General features: G+C 71.5%; 20 protein-coding genes. 4 read left to right on the forward strand and 16 right to left on the reverse strand.

The genetic code is table 11. The features are described from left to right. Positions 1 to 56: 56 nt before the first annotated feature. A complete protein-coding gene (locus G4Z16_RS25705; RefSeq protein ID WP_197354906.1) occupies positions 57 to 1,040 on the reverse strand; it encodes an Lrp/AsnC family transcriptional regulator in 984 nt (327 codons plus the stop codon). A gap of 286 nt (positions 1,041 to 1,326) precedes the next feature. On the opposite strand from G4Z16_RS25705, the gene G4Z16_RS25710 reads away from it, so the two are divergent. Next, positions 1,327 to 1,749 (forward strand): DnaJ family domain-containing protein, encoded by a 423-nt coding sequence (locus tag G4Z16_RS25710; protein ID WP_197353022.1) that lies wholly within the window; start codon positions 1,327 to 1,329, stop codon positions 1,747 to 1,749. Positions 1,750 to 1,761: 12 nt separating this feature from the next. Here the strand turns inward: G4Z16_RS25710 and G4Z16_RS25715 are convergent, their stop codons facing one another. The 3 genes from G4Z16_RS25715 to G4Z16_RS25725 all read right to left on the reverse strand — a co-directional run bounded on the left by G4Z16_RS25715 (position 1,762) and on the right by G4Z16_RS25725 (position 5,321). Further along, a complete protein-coding gene (locus G4Z16_RS25715) occupies positions 1,762 to 2,052 on the reverse strand; it encodes a hypothetical protein (protein WP_246531069.1) in 291 nt (96 codons plus the stop codon). Between the two features lie 569 nt (positions 2,053 to 2,621). Then, the gene (locus G4Z16_RS25720; RefSeq protein ID WP_246531070.1) at positions 2,622 to 4,148 is read right to left on the reverse strand and encodes an FAD-dependent oxidoreductase; all 1,527 of its coding nucleotides are present in this window, start codon (positions 4,146 to 4,148) and stop codon (positions 2,622 to 2,624) included. A gap of 231 nt (positions 4,149 to 4,379) precedes the next feature. Then, positions 4,380 to 5,321, reverse strand: coding sequence for a TIGR01777 family oxidoreductase (locus G4Z16_RS25725; protein ID WP_197353023.1), 942 nt, complete (start codon positions 5,319 to 5,321; stop codon positions 4,380 to 4,382). 123 nt (positions 5,322 to 5,444) lie between these two features. Here G4Z16_RS25725 and G4Z16_RS25730 point away from each other — a divergent pair, with 123 nt between their 5' ends. Beyond that, positions 5,445 to 5,957, forward strand: coding sequence for a GNAT family N-acetyltransferase (locus G4Z16_RS25730; protein ID WP_197353024.1), 513 nt, complete (start codon positions 5,445 to 5,447; stop codon positions 5,955 to 5,957). A 36-nt stretch (positions 5,958 to 5,993) separates the two neighbouring features. Here the strand turns inward: G4Z16_RS25730 and G4Z16_RS25735 are convergent, their stop codons facing one another. Further along, a complete protein-coding gene (locus G4Z16_RS25735) occupies positions 5,994 to 6,512 on the reverse strand; it encodes a DUF4240 domain-containing protein (protein ID WP_197354909.1) in 519 nt (172 codons plus the stop codon). Between the two features lie 230 nt (positions 6,513 to 6,742). Between G4Z16_RS25735 and G4Z16_RS25740 the strand changes: the two genes are divergently transcribed. Further along, the gene (locus G4Z16_RS25740; protein WP_197353025.1) at positions 6,743 to 7,666 is read left to right on the forward strand and encodes an SDR family oxidoreductase; all 924 of its coding nucleotides are present in this window, start codon (positions 6,743 to 6,745) and stop codon (positions 7,664 to 7,666) included. On the opposite strand, the gene G4Z16_RS25745 is transcribed toward G4Z16_RS25740, so the two are convergent. The 9 genes from G4Z16_RS25745 to G4Z16_RS25785 form a co-directional block, all read right to left on the reverse strand. Continuing rightward, positions 7,657 to 8,703 carry a helix-turn-helix transcriptional regulator gene (locus G4Z16_RS25745; protein WP_197353026.1) on the reverse strand — a complete coding sequence of 349 codons (1,047 nt, stop codon included), beginning with the start codon at positions 8,701 to 8,703 and terminating at the stop codon, positions 7,657 to 7,659. The genes G4Z16_RS25740 and G4Z16_RS25745 overlap by 10 nt on opposite strands. Before the next feature lie 127 nt (positions 8,704 to 8,830). After that, positions 8,831 to 11,563, reverse strand: coding sequence for a pyruvate dehydrogenase (acetyl-transferring), homodimeric type (aceE, locus tag G4Z16_RS25750; RefSeq protein WP_197353027.1), 2,733 nt, complete (start codon positions 11,561 to 11,563; stop codon positions 8,831 to 8,833). A gap of 405 nt (positions 11,564 to 11,968) precedes the next feature. Beyond that, entirely contained in the window at positions 11,969 to 12,451 is a 483-nt protein-coding gene (locus tag G4Z16_RS25755) for an SRPBCC domain-containing protein (RefSeq protein WP_197353028.1), read from the reverse strand. A 139-nt stretch (positions 12,452 to 12,590) separates the two neighbouring features. Then, positions 12,591 to 13,457, reverse strand: coding sequence for an amidohydrolase family protein (locus G4Z16_RS25760; protein ID WP_197353029.1), 867 nt, complete (start codon positions 13,455 to 13,457; stop codon positions 12,591 to 12,593). Positions 13,458 to 13,466: 9 nt separating this feature from the next. Next, positions 13,467 to 14,996: an acyl-CoA synthetase gene (locus tag G4Z16_RS25765; protein ID WP_197353030.1), complete on the reverse strand. Its 1,530-nt coding sequence runs from the start codon at positions 14,994 to 14,996 to the stop codon at positions 13,467 to 13,469. Position 14,997: 1 nt separating this feature from the next. Beyond that, positions 14,998 to 16,347 carry an MFS transporter gene (locus G4Z16_RS25770; protein WP_197353031.1) on the reverse strand — a complete coding sequence of 450 codons (1,350 nt, stop codon included), beginning with the start codon at positions 16,345 to 16,347 and terminating at the stop codon, positions 14,998 to 15,000. 49 nt (positions 16,348 to 16,396) lie between these two features. Next, positions 16,397 to 16,855, reverse strand: coding sequence for a MaoC family dehydratase (locus tag G4Z16_RS25775; protein WP_197353032.1), 459 nt, complete (start codon positions 16,853 to 16,855; stop codon positions 16,397 to 16,399). After that, on the reverse strand, positions 16,852 to 17,754 hold the full coding sequence (locus G4Z16_RS25780; protein WP_281393815.1) for an amidohydrolase family protein: 903 nt from the start codon (positions 17,752 to 17,754) through the stop codon (positions 16,852 to 16,854). Before G4Z16_RS25780 ends, G4Z16_RS25775 begins: the two co-directional genes overlap by 4 nt. 32 nt (positions 17,755 to 17,786) lie before the next feature. Further along, positions 17,787 to 18,704: an SDR family NAD(P)-dependent oxidoreductase gene (locus tag G4Z16_RS25785; protein WP_197353034.1), complete on the reverse strand. Its 918-nt coding sequence runs from the start codon at positions 18,702 to 18,704 to the stop codon at positions 17,787 to 17,789. A gap of 122 nt (positions 18,705 to 18,826) precedes the next feature. On the opposite strand from G4Z16_RS25785, the gene G4Z16_RS25790 reads away from it, so the two are divergent. Then, positions 18,827 to 19,684 (forward strand): PaaX family transcriptional regulator, encoded by an 858-nt coding sequence (locus G4Z16_RS25790; protein ID WP_246531071.1) that lies wholly within the window; start codon positions 18,827 to 18,829, stop codon positions 19,682 to 19,684. A 62-nt stretch (positions 19,685 to 19,746) separates the two neighbouring features. Here G4Z16_RS25790 and G4Z16_RS25795 read toward each other — a convergent pair whose 3' ends face one another. Both G4Z16_RS25795 and G4Z16_RS25800 read right to left on the reverse strand, forming a co-directional pair. Further along, positions 19,747 to 20,403: a GntR family transcriptional regulator gene (locus tag G4Z16_RS25795; RefSeq protein WP_197353035.1), complete on the reverse strand. Its 657-nt coding sequence runs from the start codon at positions 20,401 to 20,403 to the stop codon at positions 19,747 to 19,749. A gap of 133 nt (positions 20,404 to 20,536) precedes the next feature. After that, positions 20,537 to 21,070 carry a hypothetical protein gene (locus tag G4Z16_RS25800; RefSeq protein WP_197353036.1) on the reverse strand — a complete coding sequence of 178 codons (534 nt, stop codon included), beginning with the start codon at positions 21,068 to 21,070 and terminating at the stop codon, positions 20,537 to 20,539. Between the last annotated feature and the right edge of the window lie 223 nt (positions 21,071 to 21,293).

Below are 21,293 nucleotides of genomic sequence, written 5' to 3' on the forward strand. Positions count from 1 at the left end.
CAAGGGATGGGGCGGGCGGTGCGATGGAGCCTCGGGCGCGGGACCGGGGTCGCCGGTCAGGCGTCGAACTGGTCCATGCGGGTCCACGCGCCTTTGAGCGTGACGAGGTGGAGCGTGACGTCGGAGCCGTTGAGGCCGGGCAGTGCGCCGATGACCTCGTCGGTGTAGCGGAAGAGGTCGGTGCGGCGCGGCAGCACCATGTGGCCGACCAGGTTGAACCGGCCGGTGGCTGCCGCGAGGAACTTCGTCCCCGGATGCTTGGCGAGCTGCCGGCCGGCGGCCTCAAGACGTCCGGGGTCGATGGAGAGCCAGAGCATGAACTCGGCCTCGTAGCCGAGCAGCGCCGGCTCGGCGAGAGTGCGGAAGTGCAGGCAGCCGCGGGCGACCATCCGGTCGAGTGCCCGGGCGACGCTGGACTCGCTGCGCCCGAGGTTCCGGGCGATGGTCGTCACCGGAAGCCGTCCGTCCGTGGCGAGCTCACCGACGACCTCACGCTCGAGTTCGGTGAGCGGCTGCGGCGCCTTGTCCCAGTCGACGCGCTCGTACGGGGGCGGCTGGGCGGGACGCAGCTCGGCCACGGCCTGTTCCGGCAGCAGCCCGGTGTCCCACAACGCCGCGGAGGAGAAGGTGCGGATGACCGCGACGTGCTCGGTGCCCGCGATGAGATGGGCCCCGGGCAGGTCGGTGTAGAGCAGCCGCAGCAGCTCTTCGTTGTCGCGGGCGACGAAATCGACGATCAGGTCGGCGGTGCCCGTGACGAGGGCGAGGAACCGGGCTTCCGGGCACTCGGCCAGCAACTCCGCGAGTTCCAGCCCCTTGCCGGGACGCGCCTGAACACGCACCAGCATCGAGGAGCCGCCGCCGGTGCGGTCCAGTTCGACCGCACCGACGACATGAAGGAGCCTGCGCTCGCGAAGTGCGTTGAAGCGGCGCTGGGCGGTGGATTCACTCGTCCCCGCCCAGCGGGCTATTCCGGCCCAGGGAGCGCGACCGTTGAGCTGGAGCGCCGCGATGATGCGGCGATCCAGCGCATCGATCATGTCGGCGCTCGCTCGCGGGGTCATGGGCCGGACGTTAGGGAAGCGGCCCCGGGGCGTCAATGCCGGAATCCCTCATCAGAAGCCGCTCGCAGCCGGTGATCGGCCGCGACCGGAGCTGTTGAGGCTGGGAATCACCAGTCTTCGCGTCCGTGTGACGTCGGTTACGGCGTGGGGGATTCCGGCAGAAGGAATTCCGGAAAACCGGCCCCGCAGGCGGCTCACGGCGACACGGGCGACGGCCGGACGCGGGCTGCCGGTGCCCGCCGGGGTGCGGGACAATGACCACATGACCGAACGGAAGCCGCCCGGCATCGCCTTCGAGTCCTGGGTCGACAAGCAGATCCGCGAGGCCGAGGAGCGCGGCGCCTTCGTTGACCTTCCCGGCGCGGGCAAGCCGCTGCGGGACGCGGACGCACCGTACGACGAGAACTGGTGGCTGAAGCAGAAGATGCGCGACGAGGGCCTGTCGCATCTGCCGCCGACCCTGGCGCTGCGCAAGGAGGCCGAGGACGCGCTGAAGGCGGCTTCGCGCGCACGGTCGGAGAAGGAAGTGCGGCGGATCGTGAACGGGATCAACGACAAGATCCTGGAAGCCATCCGTCGGCCGCCCTCCGGTCCGCCGCTCAATCTGACGCCGTACGACGTGGATCGGGTCGTCGCGGAATGGCGCGAGGGCCGGGACCGCGAGGAGAGCGGCCCCGGCGCCTGACGCGGCCCGCGGCTACGGCAGCAGCGAACGCACCAGCCTGCACGTGGTGTTGGACGGCGGGTGCACGCCGATGCGGGCCGCCGTGCGGCGGATCGTGTGGTCGCGGGCCTGACCCGGCGTGTAGACACCGGAGTCGAGCAGGGCGATGGCTATGCGCATCGCCTTCAGCTGGCGGTTGTGCGAGACGTACCACTCCCGCGGCCGGCCCGCCGGCAGCCGCTTCTTCGGGAGTGAGGCGTCGTGCGTGGCGGGAAAGGCGAGCGGCAGAGGGGGCGTCAGGGTGCTGGCTGTGGCTGCGGTCATCGGCGACCTCCGTGAACGTCGTGACGTGGGTGACGTACTGACGCGACTGGTGTGCTGACGTGGTGAACCGGCCTGGATTCCGCGTCGTTCTCTGGTTCCCAGAATACCGCCGGGCACTGACAACGAAGGGGTTCTGGAAGCCGTCAACTTCCCAGGTCACAAAGGATGTTGGACGCCTTCTCCGGGGCCGTACCAGACCGCTGACCGACGTGTTCCGTGCGTGGCGTTCCGCGTCCTTCGAAGCGCTCTTGCCGAAGCTGTTCCGCGGACGAGGGCGAGGAGGTCGGGGAGGCCGGCGAGGAGAACGGGATCGGCCTGTCCGCACGGGCAGTTCGCGCGCCTGGGGTCCGAACTGCCGCCGTATCGAGTCGTGTCGGGTACCGAGCGCGGGGCGGACGACGCAGGCACCCCTGGCGCCAGCGTCGCACCCGCCCGCCGTCACCGGCCCCGGACCGTCCCTGCCGGCCCGGCCCGGCTCGTCGACCGCCCGGCGGGACGGTCGACGCCGCGCACGCAGCTCGGGGGGCGCGGGCTTCACCCGCGGTGCGGGACCGTGTCCGCCGGTTCGCTCAGGCCGCCGTCGTCAGCGGTCCGTCGCTCACGGGCAGCGGCAGCTTGAAGTCGCGCAGCACCTCGTGCGCGGCCCGGCGCCCGGAGACGAGCGCGCCCTGGGCCGTACTGGTGTCGCGGTGCTCGCCGCACACGTAGAGGCCGGAGAGCACACGCACCGGGCGCCGCATGTCGTGCGGGGCCGGCATGGCCGGGACCGCCTGCGCGTCGTGGTGTGCGGCCAGGAGGCTCCAGCGCCCGGCGGGCACCCCGTGAAGCGTCGCCAGCTGGGTACGGGAGCCCTCCTCCAGCACGGCGAGCGGCTCTGCCGCCGCGGCGCCGAGCACCACCGAGGTGACGAGGCCGGCGCGTCCCGGGCGTGCCCGTGCGGGATCGACCGCGGAGGCGGCCCACGAGTGCGACACCGGCCCCTGCCGGCTCCCGTCCCCGTCGATCACGAGCGAGGGCGAGAGCGGCGGCACGTCGTCGACGGCGTGGTGCAGGACGGTCATGGGGTGGAAGTCCGGCACCCGAAGCCCGGGAAGCAGCGTGCCCGCGTCGGCAGCGCCCGTCGCCACGACGACGGCGCGGCAGGTGAGCGTGCCGTGATCGCGGGTGGTGACCGAGTTCGTCGTGACGGCCACGGCGGTGACGTTCGTGCGCACGGTGCCCTCGGGCAGCGCCGCGGCGAGCAGTTCCGGGACCGCCGACATGCCGCCCGCCGGCAGGCAGCAGCCGCCGCGTACGAACCCGCGCAGCGTCAGGTCGGCGACGCGGCTGGAAGTCGTCAGCGCAGGATCGGAGAGCAGCGCGGAGAGCAGCGGCCGCACGAGCGAGCCCACGGTGCGGGAGGGCAGTCCGCGCGCCGACAGGGCCTGCGCGGCGGGGAGTTCGGTACGGGCGAGCAACCGGTCGGAGGGCACCGTCGCGAAGCGGCTCAGCGCGCCGCGGAGCCGGGCGAGGTCGAGGGCGCCGGTGCTGCCCTGGCCTTGGCGGGAGATGCCCCAGCCCTGTCTGCGGCGGGAGATGCCCCAGGAGGCCCGGCCGCGGGAGCCGGCGGCAGCGCGTGCGGTGGTGGGTGCGCCCCTCGTGCGCCGGTCGGCACGTTCGGTGCGGCCGTCGGTCGCCGCGGCCTCCGCGTATGCGGGCGCCGGTGCGCCCGGCGGTACCGCACGGCTCCCGATGCCCAGAGGCAGACGCCCGACGGTGCGGCGCAGGTCGCCTATGCGGAGTGTGCGGCCGTCGGCGCGCAGCAGGGCACCGGGGGAGAAGGGGCGCATCTCCAAAGCGGCGAGAGCGGGGAGCCGCCGGAACTCCGGCCAGTCGGGACACAGCAGCCGCCCGGAGCGGTCCAGCAGGTACCCGTCGACGTTCTCCGTGGCCATGCGGCCGCCCACCTCCGAGGTGGTCTCCAGCAGCGTGACCTGCAGTCCGGCATCGGTGAGGTGGTGCGCCGCCGCGAGGCCGGCGAGGCCAGCGCCGATGACGACGACATCGGTGTCAGGGGTTTCCGTACGGCCGGGGCGTGATATCTCGCTGGAGCGCACGATGCCTCCGGGGGGTCGGCGCGCGGTGGGGGCCGTTCTGCATCCGTACTGCCCGGCCCGGCGCTGGTGAACCGTAAGGATCCGGACTCTACGCAGCCGTCCGGTCGCGGTCAGTGGCACACGGGCAGAGCACGGGCGCACAGCGGTCGCACACCGCTTCGATCAGGCCGCGGCGCGGCCACGCGAGCAGTCACCGGGTAGCGGTCACCCCTGCCCGGCCAGGCCGTACCGTCAGCGCAATGCGGCGCGTACCGCGTCTTCGATGCCGGGAAACGCGAAGGTGAAGCCCGATTCGAGAAGCCGCCTCGGAATCACGCGCTGGCTGCCCAGTACGTCCTTGGAGAACTCGCCCAGCGCCGCCCGCAGCACCGGCGCCGGCACGGGGAAGATCGTGGGCCGGTGGAGTACGCGGCCCATCGCGGCGGTGGCCTCCTTGTTGGTGACGGGCTCGGGCGCGGTGAGGTTGAACGGGCCCGACAGATCGTCCCGCTCCAGCAGGTGACGCAGCGCAGCGATGTGATCGTGCAGAGCGATGTGGCTCCAGTACTGGTTGCCGCTGCCCAGTCGGCCGCCCGCCCCCGCCTTGAAGATCCGGAACAGCGGCCCCCACGCTCCGCCCTCGCGGGCGACGACGAGTCCGCTGCGGGCGAAGACCGTGCGGATCCCGGCCTCCTCGGCGGAGACGGCGGCCTCCTCCCACTCCTGGCAGAGGTTGGCGAGGAAGTCGTCGCCGGGCGGGGCGCTCTCGTCGACGGGACGCGAGCCGGTGTCGCCGTAGTAGCCGACGGCGGTGCCGACGATCAGGGTGCGGGGCGGCTCGTCGAGCGAGGCGAGCGCGTCGGCGATCGCCGCGGTGCCGAGCACGCGGCTGTCGCGGAGCTCCTTCTTGTACGCGGGGGTCCAGCGCCGGTCCCCGATGCCGGCGCCGGCGAGGTGGACGACGGCGTCGCATCCGACGAGCCCGGCGGCGTCGACGTACTGGCCCTTGGGGTCCCACCTCACCTCGGACGGGGGCCGCCCGCCCGCCGCCGGTGCGCGGCCCGCGCTCTCGTAGCGCCGCGCTTCCTGGGGGGCGCGCCTGACGAGGCGGACGATGTCGTGCCCGTCCGCACGGAGCGAACGGGAGAGAGCCGTGCCGATGAGGCCGGTGGAACCGGAGACCGCGATACGCATGGGGCCATCCTGCCGTCTGGGCCCGCACCAGCTGAAGCGCCGCGCACCCCGGCCTTGTTGGGGCGGTCCGCGCAAGCGGAGTGCGGTGGACCGGCCGATGTGCCGCGAGGCAGGGTGGACCCCATGCGGGACAAGGGGACCGAGGTGACCATCCGGGCCGCGGCCTTCGCCGACGGGACCGTGCTCGGCGAGCTCGACAGGGACAACTGGTCGCCCCTGCACGCCGTGGTTCCGCCCGCACAGCCCCCGTACGCCCCGTTCTTCGACGGGAGCCACCTGCCCGGACACGTCCTCGTCGGGGAGCTGGAGGGCTTCGGCGTCGTGGGCTACATACGGGCGGTGCCGCCCACGGAGTTGCCGAGCAACGCGCACGTGCGGCAGATACGGGGACTGGTCGTGGACGAAAGGGCACGCGGCCGCGGTGTCGCGCGGGCGCTGCTGGAGGCGGCGTGCGACCGGGCACGGCAGGAGGGCGCCCTGAGGATGACGCTCCGGGTGCTGGCGCACAACGAGCCCGCCCGGGCGCTCTACGAGGCGGCGGGCTTCGCCGTGGAGGGCGTCCTGCCCGGGGAGTTCCGGCTCAACGGGCGGTACGTGGACGACATATTGATGGGGCGCTCGCTGGGCGGGCGGTGAAGGGCCGGGCGGGCGTGGCGACGGGCCCCACCCGGGTCAGCCGCGGAAGCGGTCCCAGAGCTTGGGGAGGCGCTCGGCCAGAACGGCGTCGTCCTCCAGGTTGAGGGAGACGCCGACCGGGTCCTCCGGCGGCTCGGGCAGGCCAAGATCGGGCATGACAGTGCCGGTGAGCTGCTCGTACGCCTCGTCGGCGGCGTAGCCGAGGTCCTCCGCGTCGCCGTCCAGCTCCTCGTCGAAGCCCTCAAGGACGTCGGCGAGGGAGTCGGCGTCGTGCGCCGCGGTCTCGAAGACCTCACGGCCCTGGCTGATGAGCCAGCAGCGGAAGGCGTCGAAGGCGTCGTCGCTGACCCCGTCCAGCAGAATCCATGCCGCCGCCCACAGGTCCCACTGGTTGGCGCGGTTGTAGCGGGACTCGAAGTGCCGGGCGAAGAACGTCACGGCATCCGGATCGAGCCGCGTCAGCTTGTCGATGAGCAGGTCTGCCTGCTCCTCGGGGTCGCCCTCGGCGTCCACGCGGGTCGAATCGATCAGCGCCCAGAACTCGGTCTCGTCCATCACGAACACAGCATCCGCCTTGTACCCGCCAGACGCACGCGGACTCCCTCGGATGCCGCCTTGTCGTTACCGGGGCGCGTCAAGGTCTCAATGTGCGGCTGTTGTGACCATCCCATGTATCACTCGTGGTGTCTCCTCCGGGAAAGACCGGGAAGCCCGACAGAAGGTGTCCGGTTTCCGTGCGAGCGTGCTGTCCGTAGTCGGGTCACACGCACCGAGAGGACACCTGGGTGAGCACAAGAGGGGCACTGACGGGCAAGGTCGCGCTGGTCGCGGGAGCCACGCGCGGCGCCGGGCGGGCGATGGCCGTCGAACTGGGCAGAGCGGGGGCGACGGTCTACGCCACGGGCCGCACCACCCGCGAGCGGGTGAGTGAGATCGGCCGCACGAGCGAGACCATCGAGGGCACCGCCGAACTGGTCGGGGAAGCCGGAGGTACGGGCATCGCAGTGCCCACCGACCACTTGGAACCGGATCAGGTACGGGAGCTGGTGGAGCGGATCGACCGCGAGCAGGGCCGCCTCGACCTCCTCGTCAACGACCTCTGGGGCGGCGACTGCTTCGTCCAGTGGGACAAGAAGATGTGGGAGCACGACCTGGAGGCCGGCCTGCGGATCCTGCGGCTCGGCATGGAGTCCCACATCGTCACCAGCCGTTACGCGATCCCGCTGCTCATCCGCCGGCCGGGCGGTCTCGTCGTCGAAGTCACCGACGGCACCGCGGAGTTCAACACCCGCTACCGCAAGCCGTTCTACTACGACCTCGCCAAGAGCGCGCCGATCCGGATGACCCTCGGACTGTCCGAGGAACTGCCGGAGTTCGGTGCGACGGCGGTGTGCCTCACGCCGGGCTGGCTGCGCTCCGAGTTCATGCTCGACACCGCCTTCAAGGTGACGGAGGAGAACTGGCTCGAAGGCACCGCACAGAACCCGCACTTCGCCATCTCCGAGACGCCCACCTACGTCGGACGCGCCCTGGCGGCGCTGGCCTGCGATCCGGACGTGGCCCGCTTCAACGGGAGTTCGCTCTCCAGCGGCGGTCTCGCGCAGGAGTACGGCTTCACGGACGTGGACGGATCGGCGCCCGACGCATGGCGCTACATCACGGAGGTCGAGCAGGAGGGCAAACCCGCCGACGTCACCGGCTACCGCTGACCGTCCGGAGCGGGCGGACCGCCCACGTCGTCGTGGAGAGCGGCCATGCGCATGCCCGTCTCCCTGAACCGGGCCCGCAGCGACGGCGGTTCGAGCACCTCGCATTCCGCGCCCAGGGCGAGCAGCTGGGTGTAGGCGACGTTCAGGGACTCCACCGGGAGGACGACGACGGCCGGCCCCTCGTCGTCCTCTCCGGCGACGTCCTGTCCCGCGACCGCGCCCGGTACGGGCTCGGCCCTCTCCAGGGCCTCCTCGGCGGCCCGCTGGTCGGTGACATGGCGCAGCCTCCGTCTCCCCGTCGCCGTCAGCCGCAGCTTCACCTCGTCCCGGAGGATCGACCGGGCGAACGCCACTGAGCGCTCATCCCAGAACGCCGGAAGGTCGAACTCCTCGTCCCGCACGAAGCGTTCGCCCGTCTCCTCGACGCCGGTGACCCGGTCGACCCGGTAAACCCTCCGGTCGCCGCCGTCCGTCACGCGGGCCGCCAAGTACCAGACGCCCGCCTTGAGTACGAGCCCGTAAGGCTCCAGCTCCCGCTCGACCTCGGTTCCCCGGCGCCGGTAGCGCAGCCGCACCGTGCGGTCGTCCCACACCGCGTCCGCCACCGCGGGCAGCTGCTCCGGCGGGTCGTTCGGGGGCTGCCACCACCCCGGTGCGTCGAGGTGGAAGCGCTGCGCCGCCGAGCGGTGCGCGTCGCTCAGTTCGGGGACGAGGGCCGCCGAGACCTTCAGCCGGGCCGCCGAGGCGGCGTCCGCGAGCCCCATGTCCCGCAGCGCGCTCGGCACTCCGGACAGGAACAGGGCCTCGGCCTCGCCGCGCCCGATACCGGTGAGCCCTGTGCGGTATCCGCCGACGAGCCGATAGCCGCCGCTGCGTCCCCGGTCCGCGTAGACGGGCACGCCGGCCTCCGACAGGGCGAGCACGTCGCGCGAGACCGTACGTTCGGAGACCTCGAGTTCGGCGGCGAGTTCGGCACCGGTCATGGCACGTCGTGTCTGGAGCAGAAGCACCATCTTGATCAGCCGGGCCGCGCGCATGGCAGCATTCTGCCGCCGCGCCCCTGGGCGGTGAACCTCCGAAGCGCCGGGTGCCGGGCGCCCGGGGCCCGGGGCCCGCGGCCGAGGGACCGCGCGGCTCCGGACGCCCGGCTGCCGCGGCCGGCGGTCAGGCCAGGCCGTAGCCCTCCGCCGCCCGCCGTACCGTCTCGTGCTTGACCTCGCCGCGGCGGGCGAGCTGTGCCAGCGCCGCGACGACGACCGACTCGGCGTCGACGCCGAAGTGGCGGCGGACCGCCTCACGGGTGCCGGAGAGCCCGAAGCCGTCCGTGCCGAGCGACGTCCAGTCCTGCGGCACCCACTGGCTGATCTGGTCCGGGACGGCCCGCATCCAGTCGCTGACCGCGAGCACCGGGCCCGGGGCGTCCTCCAGCACGCGCGTCACGTACGGGGTGCGGTCCTCGCCCCGCAGCTGCGCGGCGTCGCACTCCAGCGCGTCTCGCCTCAGCTCGCTCCACGACGTCGCCGACCAGACGTCCGCGGTCACGCCCCACTCCTCGGCCAGCAGCCGCTGCGCGTCGAGCGCCCAGTGGATGGCCGTGCCGCTCGCCAGAAGCTGGATCCTGGGCCGGTCCGACTCGCCCGGTCCTTCGGCCAGGGCGTTTCCCCCGGGACCCTCGCTGAAGCGGTAGAGGCCCTTGAGGATGCCCTCCTCGACGCCGTCGCCTGCGGGCTGCGGCGGCTGAACCTTCGGCTCGTTGTAGACCGTGAGGTAGTAGAAGACGTCCTCGTTGAGGGACGGGTCCGGGCCGTACATGCGGCGCAGCCCGTCCTTGACGATCGCGCCCACCTCGTAGGCGAACGCCGGGTCGTAGGTGACGACCGCCGGGTTGGTGGAAGCCAGCAGCGGCGAGTGGCCGTCCGCGTGCTGGAGGCCCTCGCCCGTCATCGTCGTACGGCCCGCGGTGGCACCGATGACGAAGCCGCGGCCCAACTGGTCGGCCAGGGACCAGAACTGGTCGCCGGTGCGCTGGAAGCCGAACATCGAGTAGAAGATGTAGAACGGGATCATCGGCTCGCCGTGCGTCGCGTACGACGTGGCCGCAGCGGTGAAGTCCGCCAGCGAACCGGCTTCCGTGATGCCCTCGTTGAGGATCTGACCGTCCGACGCCTCCTTGTAGTACAGGAGTTGGTCGCGGTCGACCGGGTCGTAGTTCTGCCCGAGCGGCGAGTAGATGCCTGCCGAGGGGAAGAGCGACTCCATGCCGAAGGTGCGCGCCTCGTCGGGCACCACGGGCACCCACCGCCGGCCGGTCTCCTTCTCCCGCATCAGGTCCTTCACCAGCCGCACGAATGCCATGGTGGTGGCGATCTCCTGGCTGCCGGAGCCCTTCTTCAGCGTCTCGAAGGGCTTCGCGGACGGCTCGGGCAGTGCCACGGGGTGCACCTTGCGTGCGGGTGCGGGCCCGCCGAGCGCGGCGCGGCGCTCCTGGAGGTAGCGCACCTCCGGGGAGTCCTCGCCCGGGTGCACGTACGGCACGAGCTCGTCGTCCAACTTGCTGTCCGGGATGGGCAGTTCGAGGAGGTCGCGCATCGCGCGGAACTCCTTGCCGGTCAGCTTCTTCATCTGGTGGTTGGCGTTGCGGGACTCGAAGCCGGGGCCCAGGGTCCAGCCCTTCACCGTCTGCGCCAGGATCACCGTCGGCGCGCCCTTGTTCTCGAGGGCCGCACGGTAGGCGGCGTACACCTTGCGCGGCTCGTGGCCGGCACGGGAGGTGTGGAAGCAGGCGGCGATCTTCTCGTCGGAGAGCAGTTTCGCCATCTCCACGAGAGCCGGGTCGGCGCCGAAGAACTGCTCGCGGATGTAGGCGGCGTCGCGCGTCGCGTACGTCTGGAACTGGGCGTCCGGCACCTCACGGAGGCGGCGGACGAGCGCGCCGGTGGTGTCGAGCTGGAACAGCTCGTCCCAGGCCGTGCCCCACAGCGACTTGACCACGTTCCAGCCGGCCGCGCGGAACTGGGCCTCCAGCTCCTGCACGATCTTGAAGTTGGCTCGGACGGGGCCGTCGAGGCGCTGGAGGTTGCAGTTGACGACGAACGTGAGGTTGTCGAGCTGCTCGCGGCCCGCGAGGGCGAGGGCGGCCGTCGACTCCGGCTCGTCCATCTCGCCGTCGCCGAGGAAGGCCCACACGTGGGAGGCGGAGGTGTCCTTGATCCCGCGATTGGTCAGATAGCGGTTGAAGCGCGCCTGGTAGACGGCGTTGATCGGGCCGATGCCCATGGAGACGGTGGGGAACTCCCACAGCCAGGGCAGCCGGCGGGGGTGCGGGTAGGAGGGCAGGCCGCGGCCCTCGCCCGCGTGCCAGGTCTCCTGGCGGAAGCGGTCGAGGTCGGCCTCGGTGAGGCGGCCGTCGAGAAAGGCGCGGGCGTAGATGCCGGGGGAGGCGTGCCCCTGGATGTAGAGCTGGTCGCCCGAACCGCCGGACGCGGGGTCCTCCTTGCCGCGGAAGAAGTGCTGGAAGCCCGTCTCGTACAGCCAGGCGGCGCTGGCGAAGGTCGCTATGTGACCGCCGAGGCCGTAGCGGCTGCCGCGCGTGACCATCGCGGCGGCGTTCCAGCGGTTCCAGGCGGTGATGCGGGATTCCATCTCCACATCGCCCGGGAACTGCGGCTCGGCAGCGGTCGGGATGGTGTTGACGTAGTCCGTCTCCAGCAGATGCGGCACCGCCAGTCCGCTGTCCTGGGCGTGGCCCAGAGCGCGGCGCATGAGGTACGTGGCGCGCTCGGGGCCGGCATGGGCGATGACGGCGTCCAGCGATTCCCGCCACTCGGCGGTCTCCTGCGGGTCGCGGTCCAGGAGCTGGTCGAGCTCGCTCGGACGGTTGCGTACGGGGCGGGGCATGGTGGCCACCTTCCGGACGGGACGGACGGGATGGGACGGGGAGGGGGGCTCTCGGCGGGGACCCCGCAGGGGTGCGGGGTCCCGCTGGGTGCGGAGGTTCCGCGCGGTGCGGAGGTTCCGCCGGGCGCGGGGCCTCCGCGGGTGCGGGTCTTCCTGAATGGCAGGACAGGATCGGCCCAGCAACTGGACTGTACGCCTGCGATCGATGATCGATCAAAGCTTCCCGCGAAATTGGCATTCCGTGCCGCGAAAGTCGGCACGCGGTGCCGGGCTCGCAGGCGCGGCTCCGGTTGCCTGGGGTGGCTTTCCGGTGCCGGTGCGTGGCCCCCCGGGGCGGGCCCTCTCCGCCGGGCCCCGCCCCGAGGGGCCCACGCCCCACGCGCGAACGCGGACCCGTCGCTGTGTTCAGCGCGAGTGGGATCCGGCGAGTTCGGCCAGGTGGTGCAGCGAGTTGGTGAGGTGCTCGGGGCCGAACGGTGGGAAGTCGATGTACTCCCGGATGGACTGCGGTACGGCCGACCAGTCGTAGGTGAGCGTGACCTCGGTGTCGGACGGTCCGAGCGGCGTCAGGTCGTAACGCCAGGTCCAGCCGCCGAAGTCCAGTCGGCCTTCGTCCGTGCGGTACCCCGGGAGCCAGCCGATGGCGCGGGGCGGGTCGAGCACCTGGACCTTGTTGGCCACCTGGTAGTCACCGTTCGGATGGTTGGGGTGATACATGTCCATCCGGAAGATCTGACCGACCTCGGTCAGTGTCGCCCGGTCGGCTGACTGCTGGACCCAGCCGGTGCCGTCGATCGCGGAATGGGTCGTCGGGTCCGCCAGCACCGCGAAGACCCTCGCGGCGGGCAGGGCGACAGTCAGGGTGGCGCTCACGCTGTCCTGGGCCACGGTGTGCACGCTCCTCGTCGTCCGGTCCCGGGGCTCCCTCGCATGTGCAAGGGGGTCTCGACGTGCAGACGACGACGCGACGCGGAACTCATCGGTCGTGTGGCCGGAACCCAAGGCTCAGGCCGGTGGCGGCCACGCCTCAGAGGCCGAAGAGCCGTGCCGCGTTGTCGTGGCAGACCGCGCGGAGCCAGTCGGCGCCCAGGCCCGTCTCCTCCAGGCACCGGAGCGCATCGGCGTAGGTGTACGGGATGTTGGGGAAGTCCGAGCCGAGCAGGACGCGGTCCTGGAGGGCCTCCAGGCGCGGCAGCGCCCGGCGTGGGAACGGCGCCTCGGCCTCGACGAACGGCGTGAACGCCATGGTCGTGTCGAGCATGACCTTCTCGTGCCGCTCCGCCATGTCGAGGAAGTCCTCGTACTCCGGCATCCCCAAGTGCGCCACGATCAGCGGCAGTCGGGGGTTGCGGTCGAGCAGCGTGGCGATCGGTCCGGGCCCGGTGAAGGGTCCTGGCCTGGGGCCGGAGCCGCAGTGCGTGACGACGGGGACGCCGGCCTCGGCGAGCAGTCCCCAAACGTCCTTGAGTGTCGGGTCGTTCGGGTCGTAGGCCCCGACCTGGAGGTGGCTCTTGAAGACCCTCGCGCCCTGCTCCAGCGCGCGCCGTACGTCGTCGCCCGCGCTCGGCTCGGCGTAGAACGTCGCCGTGTGCAGGCAGTCCGGTGTGCGGGCGGCGAAATCGGCGGCCCAGTCGTTGAGCCACCGTGCCATGCCCGGCTTGTGCGGATAGAGCATCGAGGTGAACGCCTCGACGCCGAACTTCCGCAGCAGCCGCAGGCGTTCCTCCTCCTCGTGCCGGTACTCGATCGGCCAGGGCCGCCCCACGAGCGGCCCGCCCGCGTCGAAGTACGCCCATACCTTCTCCAGCACGCGCTGCGGCATGAAGTGGGTGTGGACGTCGATCAGCGAGTCCAGACCCAGCGAGCGGCGGAACGCCGCGACCTCGTCCGACATGGCCACACACTAACTTCCGGGCGGAAGGGGCAGTTCGCGGAGCTTCTGCTTCTGAACCTTGCCCGAGCCCGTGCGGGGCAGCGAGTCGACCTCGTCGAAGTGCGCGGGGATCTTGTACTTGGCGAGGCGCGCGGCGAGGAACGAGCGCAACTCGTCGGCGGTGGCGTGCGTGCCGGGGCGCAGCGTGAAGAACGCCCGGCCCGTCTGTCCCCACTTCTCGTCCGGCACGCCGATCACCGCGCACCCCGCGACCGAGGGGTGCTCGAAGAGGACGGCCTCGGTCTCGGCCGGATAGACGTTCTCGCCGCCCGAGATGTACATGTCCTTGACCCGGTCGACGATGGTGACGAAGCCGTCCTCGTCACGCGTCGCGATGTCCCCGGAGTGGAACCATCCGCCCTCGGAGAAGGCGGCTGCGGTTGCTTCGGGGTCGTTCCAGTAGCCCGGCGTGACGTTGGGGCCCTGGATGAGGACCTCGCCCCGCTCACCCGGCACGGCTTCCGTCAGGTCGGGCCGTACGAGGCGCACATCGGCGAAGAACACCGGCACGCCCGCCGAGCCCGCCCGCTCGACGCTCTCCGCCGCTTCGAGCCACGTCGCGCCGGGTGAGGTCTCGGTGAGCCCGTAGCCCTGGCAGAAGACGAGGCCCCGCTCCTGGTACGTGCGGATCAGCGTTTCCGGGATCGGCGCGCCGCCTGACATGAGATGGCGCAGCGAGGAGAGGTCGGCACCGGCCCACCGCGGGGACTGGGCGAAAGCGGCGAACATCGTCGTCACGCCGAACATCCAGGTGATGCGGTGCTCGGCGATCAGGTCGTAGCAGGCGTCGACGTCCCACGCCGGCATGATCACGCTGCATCCGCCCTTGAGGAACGTGGGGAGCAGCATCTGGTTCAGCGCCGCGACGTGGAAGAGCGGGGCGCTGATCAGCGTCACCTCGTCCGAGGCGATGTCGAGGCCCACCATCAGATTGAGCGTGTTCCAGATGATGTTGGCGTGCGTGAGGACCGCGCCCTTGGGCCTGCCCGTGGTTCCGGAGGTGTAGAGGATGAAGGCGGGGTCGTCGCGCGAGACCGGTACGTCGAGGGGCGAGGGATCACCCGAGGCGAGCCACGGCTCGTAGTCCCGCTCGCCGGGGGAGGGATCGCTCAGGGCCACGACGCCACGCAGACCGTCGCGGGCGGTGAGGGCGGCCGCGGTCTCCGCGCACCCGTGGCCGTACACCAGCAGGGATGCTCCCGAGTGGCCGAGCACGTAGTCGAGTTCGGGCGCCGTGAGGCGGAAGTTGAGCGGCACGAAGACAGCGCCGATCATGTGCGTGGCGAACATCGTCTCGGCGAACGCCGGATGGTTCGTGCCCAGATACGCCACGCGGTCGCCTGGCCCCACACCCTCCGCCCTCAGCCGTGAGGCCAGGCGGGTGCTGCGCTCGTGGACCTGCGCGTAGGTGACGGCCTTGCCCTCGTGGACCAACGCGGTGCGTCCCGGCGAGAGTTGGGCCCTCCGCGCCGGCCACGATCCGATGCCCTGGTTGTGCATCTCAACTCCTGCTCAGGGGACGGGAGCCGGCCCCGGGCTTCTCGGACAGGTCCCGGCCACGGGTCTCGCCCAGCAGCAGGATGCTCACCACGGTCAGCGCGCAGAACCCCGCGACGACCAGGGACACGGTGAGCGTCCCGCCACCGCCGGCCGCACGCTGGACCTCGGCGAAGAGCAGCGGAGCCAGACCCGCGCCCGTCCCGGCGAGCTGGTAGCCGAGGGAGGCGCCGGTGTAGCGGCTGCGGGTGCTGAACAGTTCGGCGTACAGCGCCGCCAGCGGCCCGTACATCATCGGGTGGATGACGGACTGGCCCAGCACCAGCGCCACCGTCAGCAGCAGTGCGCTTCCGGCGTCGACCATCGGGAAGAGGGCGAAGGCGAAGATGCCCATGGCGACCGCACCGGCGAGGACGACGGGACGCCGGCCGACCCGGTCCGAGAGCGCGGACCAGCCGATGATGCCCGGCACGGCCAGCGCGGAGGAGAGCGTGAGCGCGTTCAGCACCGTCTGCCGTTCGTGCCCGGTCTGGACTCCGTGGGCGATGAGGAACGTCGTCAGCGTGCCCTGTGCGATGAACGCCGCGAGCCCGACCGCCACCGCGAGCAGCAGGCTGCGCGGGTGGCGCCGCAGCAGCTCGAGAAGGGGCGGCCTGCTGTCGCTCCCGGAGCGTGCGGCCTCAAAGACGGGCGTCTCCTCCACCCGCAGCCGCACGAACAGCCCCACGGCCAGCAGCACGATGCTGAGCAGGAACGGGATGCGCCAGCCCCATTCGAGGAGGGCCTGCTCGCCGACGACGGCACCGGTCGCGGTGAGCGCCGCCGTGGAGAGCACCATCCCGAAAGGCGCCCCGGCGTTGGTGAAACTCGCCCACAGGCCGCGCCGCGACGTCGCGTGCTCGGCGGACATCAGCACGGCGCCGCCCCACTCGCCGCCGACCGCGACGCCCTGCAGGACCCGCAGCAGCACCAGCATGACCGCCGCCCAGCTGCCGATCTGCTCGTACGTCGGGAGCACGCCGATGAGGAAGCTGACGGTGCCCATCAGGGTCATCGTCATCACGAGCATGCGCTTGCGGCCGAGCCTGTCGCCGAAGTGCCCGAAGACGACGCCGCCGAGGGGACGGGCCAGATATCCGGCGGCGAACGTGCCGAAGCTGGCCACGGTGCCCGCCAGCGGGTCCAGGTCGGTGAAGAAGACCTTGCTGAAGACGACGGCCGAGGCCGTGGCGTAGAGAAGGAAGTCGTAGTACTCGATCACGCTGCCGAGGAAGCTGGAGGTGACCGCCCGGCGGAGCTGGACGTTCCCTGCGGCGCCGGGGGAATGGGTGCCTGATGGTGCGGTGCCGGCCATGACTGGCCTCCCGTGTCGGTGAGTTGCGGGACGAGCGTGAGCCCGGGGCTCAGCTGTAGTGCCGGTAGAGGGCCTGGCCCACGCACGCGGGCTTGTCCGAACCGTCGATCTCCACGGTGAAGTCGAGCTCCATCTGGACCCCGCCCCCGGACACCTCCACCACGGAGCCGACCTTGCCCGTCAGACGGATCCTGCTGCCGACGGGTACGGGGGCCGGGAAACGCACCTTTCCCAGCCCGTAGTTGACGCTCATCGAGACGCCGCTGATCTGCAGCAGCTGCTGGAAGAGCGGGATGACGAGCGAGAGCGTGAGGTAACCGTGGGCGATGGTGACGCCGAAGGGACCGGAAGCGGCCGCCTCCTCGTCGACGTGGATCCACTGGTGGTCGTCGGTGGCGTCGGCGAACGTGCCGACCCGCTCCTGTGTGATCTCCAGCCAGTCGCTGCTGCCGAGGTCCTGGCCGGCCAGGACCTTCAGCTCCTCCACACCGTGAACCGTGGTTGTCATGGGCTCTCTCCCTCCGCCGGGCCGGCCTCCGGCTTCGTGAGGCCGAGCAGCCGCGCCGCATTCTCCTTGAGGATCTTGGGACGTACCTCGGGTTTGATCTCGAGCTTGTCGAAGTCGGAGAGCCAGCGGTCGGGCGTGATGACCGGGTAGTCCGAGCCGAAGAGGACCTTGTCCTTGAGCAAGCTGTTGGCGTAGCGCACGAGTTGTGGCGGGAAGTACTTCGGGGACCAGCCCGAGAGGTCGATGTGCACGTACGGCTTGTGCGTCGCGACGGCCAGCGCCTCGTCCTGCCAGGGGAACGACGGGTGGGCGAGGATGATGCGCAACTCGGGGAAGTCCACGGCGACATCGTCGACGAGCATCGGGTTGCTGTACTTCAGCCGGATTCCGCCACCGCCGGGCACCCCGGCGCCGATGCCGGTCTGGCCCGTGTGGAAGAGAGCGGGGACGCCCAGTTCCTCGATCGCCTCGTAGAGCGGGTAGGCCATCCGGTCGTCGGGCGAGAACGCCTGGATGCTCGGGTGGAACTTGAAGCCGCGCACGCCGTGTTCGGTGACGAGCCTGCGCGCCTCCCGCACGGCCGCCCTGCCCTTCCAAGGGTCGACGCTGCCGAAGGGGATCAGGACGTCGGAGTGCTGCGCGCAGCTCTCGGCGACCTCCTCGTTGGAGATGCGGGGATGACCCGTCGCATGCTCGGCGTCGACGGTGAAGACGACGGCGGCCATGTTGCGTTCGCGGTAGTACGCCGCCATCTGCCCGATGGTGGGCTGCCGTTCGGTGTGCGTCTTGAAGTACTCGGCGGAGGCGCCGAAGAGTTCGGGGCTGAGCGAGCCGTGCCCGTCGGCCGACACCTCGGCGTGGGTGTGCACGTCGATGGCCGTCAACTCGTCGGGGTTGATCGCCGGTTCGCGCGGTGTGCCGCCCGCCCGGGTCATCGCGGCGCCTCCGGGGTGCGCGGCGCGGGTATGCCGTACGTCTCCGGCTGTGCGCCCGGCCCGGTACTCCAGGAGGCGGCGATGGAATCCGCGTCCCAGCCTCCGCCGGCGTACGCCGCCGCCTTCTCCTGCGGGTGCGACCACAGGGCGAGCTTGTCGCCGCCGATGCCGATCGCCTGGCCCGTCACGTCGGACGACGCATCGGAGGCGAGGAAGACGACGAGCGGCGCGGCGTCCTCCGCCGTCCCGAACCCCTCGTCCCTGCGCAGCCATTCGGGCAGCGGGCCGCCGGTCCTCTCGGCCTCCTCGATGAGGGGCGCGAAGGCGGGGATCGTCCTCGTCATCTCGGTGGCCGCCACGGGCACGATCGCGTTCGCCGTGATGCCCGCGCGTGCCAGCTCCATCGCCCACGTGCGGGCCATGGCGACGATGCCGGCCTTGGCGGCCGCGTAGTTGGTCTGCCCGAAGTTGCCGCGCTGTCCGGCGGGGGAGGAGACCAGGATCAGCCGCCCGCCGGTGCCCTGTTCCCGCATCCGTACCGCCGCGGCGCGGGCGCAGGTGAACGTGCCGCGCAGATGCACGTCGACGACGGTGTCGAAGTCCTCGTCGGACATCTTCCACAGCACCTTGTCGCGCAGGACGCCCGCGTTGGTGACCATGACGTCCAGCCGCCCGAAGTTCTCGACGGCAGCGTCCACCAGGGCGTCCGCGGTCGAGGTCTCACCGACGGGAGCGACCACGGACACGGCTCGGCCTCCGCCGGCAGTGATCTTCTCGACGGCAGCCGCGGCGGCGGTCGCGTCGACGTCGTTGACCACGACGGACGCTCCGGCGACGGCAAGGGCCTCCGCGTAGGCGAGGCCCAGCCCCCGGCCGCTGCCGGTGACGATGGCTGCTTTCCCGGACAGATCCATGGGCACGTACCTCTTTCGGCCACTGCGGCGCTCGCGTCCGTACGCCAAGGAACGTACGGCTGTTCTGAGACGACCGTCAATAATGTGCACAACATCGGTCTCCGGCGGCTACGCTTTTCGACGTGACGCCCAGCAGCGCAGAGACAGAAGAACCGGACCGGGGGCCCGGCCCCGCCGTCCGCCCGCAGTCCCTCATGTTCAGCTTCTTCGGCATCCATGTGCTGGGGCGCGGCACCGGCGTCTACTCCGGCAGCGTCATCGACGTCTTCGCCCGCGCCGGCGTCGGTGAGGAAGCCGTGCGCTCCACGCTCGCCCGCATGGCCAAACGGAACCTGCTGGTGCGCCACCGTCAGGGCCGCAAGGTCTACTTCGGGCTCACGCCGCACGCCGAGGAGGTGCTCCAGGACGGGCACCGCCGCATCTGGGAGACCGGAGCCGTCAACCGGGACTGGGACGGCACATGGACGCTCGTGGGCTTCTCCCTGCCCGACAGCCGCCGCCGCGAACGGCACGATCTGCGTTCACGGCTGATATGGGAGGGTTTCGGGCCGCTGCAGAACGGGCTGTGGATCGCCCCCGGAGAGAAGGACGCCGCCGCGATCCTCGCGCCGACGGGCCTCGACGAGCACGTCACCGTGCTCCGCGCCCAGGCGTTCAAGCCGACCGAGGCCGCGGACCTCGTACGCAAGGCCTTCGACGCCGCCTCGATCGCCGACGGCTACCGGGCGTTCCTCGGGCGCTGGGACACCGGGCGCCGCCCTCCGCTGCCCTCCGCGCCCGACGACCTGGCACGTCAGCTGATGCTGCACACCGACTGGCTGCGGCTGGTCCGCCAGGACCCGCACCTGCCCGCGGAACACCTGCCTCAGGACTGGCCCGCGATCCGGGCGGAGAACTGCTTCCGCGCGCTGGCCCGTGCGTACGAGCCGACAGCGGCACGCCTCGCGGACGACGTGCTCGACGTCATCCCGGTCGTCTGAACGCGCACGGCGCGCTCAAGCGCTACGTCCACTGAGCGGCATCCCCGCCGCCGAGCCCCCGCTCAGGCGCCGCCGTCCCGCGGTGCCGGCGCGCAACCCAGCACATGCGCCTTGACGAGTTCCGCGATGCGCGGATCGCGGCGGCGGAACGCCTCCATGACCGCCTCGTGCTCCTCCGCGTACGACTGCTGCACCGTCCCGAGCCAGCGGATCGACAGAGCCGTCCACACCTCGATGCCCAGCGACTCCCAGGTGTGCAGCAGCACGCTGTTGCCCGCGGCCCGCACCATCTCCCTGTGGAAGGCCACGGTGTGCCGGACCTGCGCCTCGCCGTCACCGGCGCGGTCCGCCTCGTACAGGGCCGCGACATGCGGCTGCAGCGCGGACGCGTCCCCCGCGAGGTGCGGAGCGGCCAGCTCCGCGGCGATCTGCTCCAGCCCGGCGCGCACCGGGTAGATCTCCTCCAGGTCGGCCGCCGACAACTCCCGGACGCGCACGCCCTTGTTCGTCGCCGACTCGATCAGCCGCAGCGTCTCCAGCTCGCGCAGCGCCTCCCGCACCGGCGTCTGGCTGACCTCCAGCTCCACGGCGATCCGCCGCTCCACGATCCGCTCGCCGGGCTTCCACCGGCCACTGACGATGCCGTCCACGATGTGCTCGCGGATCTGCTCGCGCAGCGAGTGCGCCAGCGGCCGGGACGGGGACGGGGTCGAGGTCACGGGAGCGGGTCCTTCCTGGGGCGGTCCGGGAGGCCGGTGGTTCCGGGTGGGCTCGGCGGGGACGGTGCCTCGACGATACGACCCCGCAGGTTACGGGCGCGCCGGGTGGGGGCCACGATCCGTGAGGGGTTCGTCACGAGACCCAGCCGGTGGCCGCGACCACGTCGCGGGTGATCTCAGTGACGGTCCGTCCGTCGGTCACCACCCGCACCGTGTCCGGGGGCGCTTCCTCGTCGAGCAGCCGTGCCTTGGTGAAGCTGCTGCGCAACCCGTCGTCCAGTTCGGAGCCGCGCTCGCGCTCCGTCAGCCGTTCCCGCGCCGTCCGGTCGCAGGCGGTCAAGAGGACGCGGACCAGGCGTACGTCCTCTCCCGTCGCGCGCCGGAACACGTCCCCCATCCCGGGCATGACGCTGAGGGTGTTGGTGTAGATCAGACGCCGGTACCCGAGTTCCGCGTAGTTGGCCCACACCGCCGTCAGATTGCGCTCGACGATCCCCGTGCGGTCCGGGTCCCCCGCCGGGGCGGGATGGACCTGGCCCATGAAGTCGCCCTCGATGACGGCGTGCGCGACTCCGGCGGCGCGGAGCCAGGCGGAAACCTCCCACCCCACGGTCGACTTGCCCACCCCGGCGCGCCCTCCGATGACGAGCACTTCGGCGTTGCCCATCCCGGCAGCATGCCCGCACGCGGCGCTCCGTTGCGACCGGTGCGGTGCTTCCCGACTCGCCCCCCGACGGGTGACTTGCCGCCGCTTGCGGCCAACTCACCCCTATGACCTGTGTGTTGTGTCTGTGGCTTCAACAATGTGGCCGCAACGCCGTTTCTGAGTCACAGTCCTTGGCGTGCAGGGCGTACACCGCCCTGGGCAGAGGGGGGACAGCAAGGAAGGC

The sequence above is a fragment of the Streptomyces bathyalis genome (assembly GCF_015910445.1).
GTDB classification, from domain to species: Bacteria; Actinomycetota; Actinomycetes; order Streptomycetales; family Streptomycetaceae; genus Streptomyces; species Streptomyces bathyalis.

What these genes read in the sequence shown, in the direction of transcription:
- G4Z16_RS25705 (WP_197354906.1), bottom strand. Translation starts at nt 1,040, where the DNA reads ATGATCGATGCGCTGGATCGCCGCATCATCGCGGCGCTCCAGCTCAAC.
- G4Z16_RS25710 (WP_197353022.1), top strand. Translation starts at nt 1,327, where the DNA reads ATGACCGAACGGAAGCCGCCCGGCATCGCCTTCGAGTCCTGGGTCGAC.
- G4Z16_RS25715 (WP_246531069.1), bottom strand. Translation starts at nt 2,052, where the DNA reads ATGACCGCAGCCACAGCCAGCACCCTGACGCCCCCTCTGCCGCTCGCC.
- G4Z16_RS25725 (WP_197353023.1), bottom strand. Translation starts at nt 5,321, where the DNA reads ATGCGTATCGCGGTCTCCGGTTCCACCGGCCTCATCGGCACGGCTCTC.
- G4Z16_RS25730 (WP_197353024.1), top strand. Translation starts at nt 5,445, where the DNA reads ATGCGGGACAAGGGGACCGAGGTGACCATCCGGGCCGCGGCCTTCGCC.
- G4Z16_RS25735 (WP_197354909.1), bottom strand. Translation starts at nt 6,512, where the DNA reads ATGGACGAGACCGAGTTCTGGGCGCTGATCGATTCGACCCGCGTGGAC.
- G4Z16_RS25745 (WP_197353026.1), bottom strand. Translation starts at nt 8,703, where the DNA reads ATGCGCGCGGCCCGGCTGATCAAGATGGTGCTTCTGCTCCAGACACGA.
- aceE (WP_197353027.1), bottom strand. Translation starts at nt 11,563, where the DNA reads ATGCCCCGCCCCGTACGCAACCGTCCGAGCGAGCTCGACCAGCTCCTG.
- G4Z16_RS25760 (WP_197353029.1), bottom strand. Translation starts at nt 13,457, where the DNA reads ATGTCGGACGAGGTCGCGGCGTTCCGCCGCTCGCTGGGTCTGGACTCG.
- G4Z16_RS25765 (WP_197353030.1), bottom strand. Translation starts at nt 14,996, where the DNA reads ATGCACAACCAGGGCATCGGATCGTGGCCGGCGCGGAGGGCCCAACTC.
- G4Z16_RS25770 (WP_197353031.1), bottom strand. Translation starts at nt 16,347, where the DNA reads ATGGCCGGCACCGCACCATCAGGCACCCATTCCCCCGGCGCCGCAGGG.
- G4Z16_RS25775 (WP_197353032.1), bottom strand. Translation starts at nt 16,855, where the DNA reads ATGACAACCACGGTTCACGGTGTGGAGGAGCTGAAGGTCCTGGCCGGC.
- G4Z16_RS25785 (WP_197353034.1), bottom strand. Translation starts at nt 18,704, where the DNA reads ATGGATCTGTCCGGGAAAGCAGCCATCGTCACCGGCAGCGGCCGGGGG.
- G4Z16_RS25800 (WP_197353036.1), bottom strand. Translation starts at nt 21,070, where the DNA reads ATGGGCAACGCCGAAGTGCTCGTCATCGGAGGGCGCGCCGGGGTGGGC.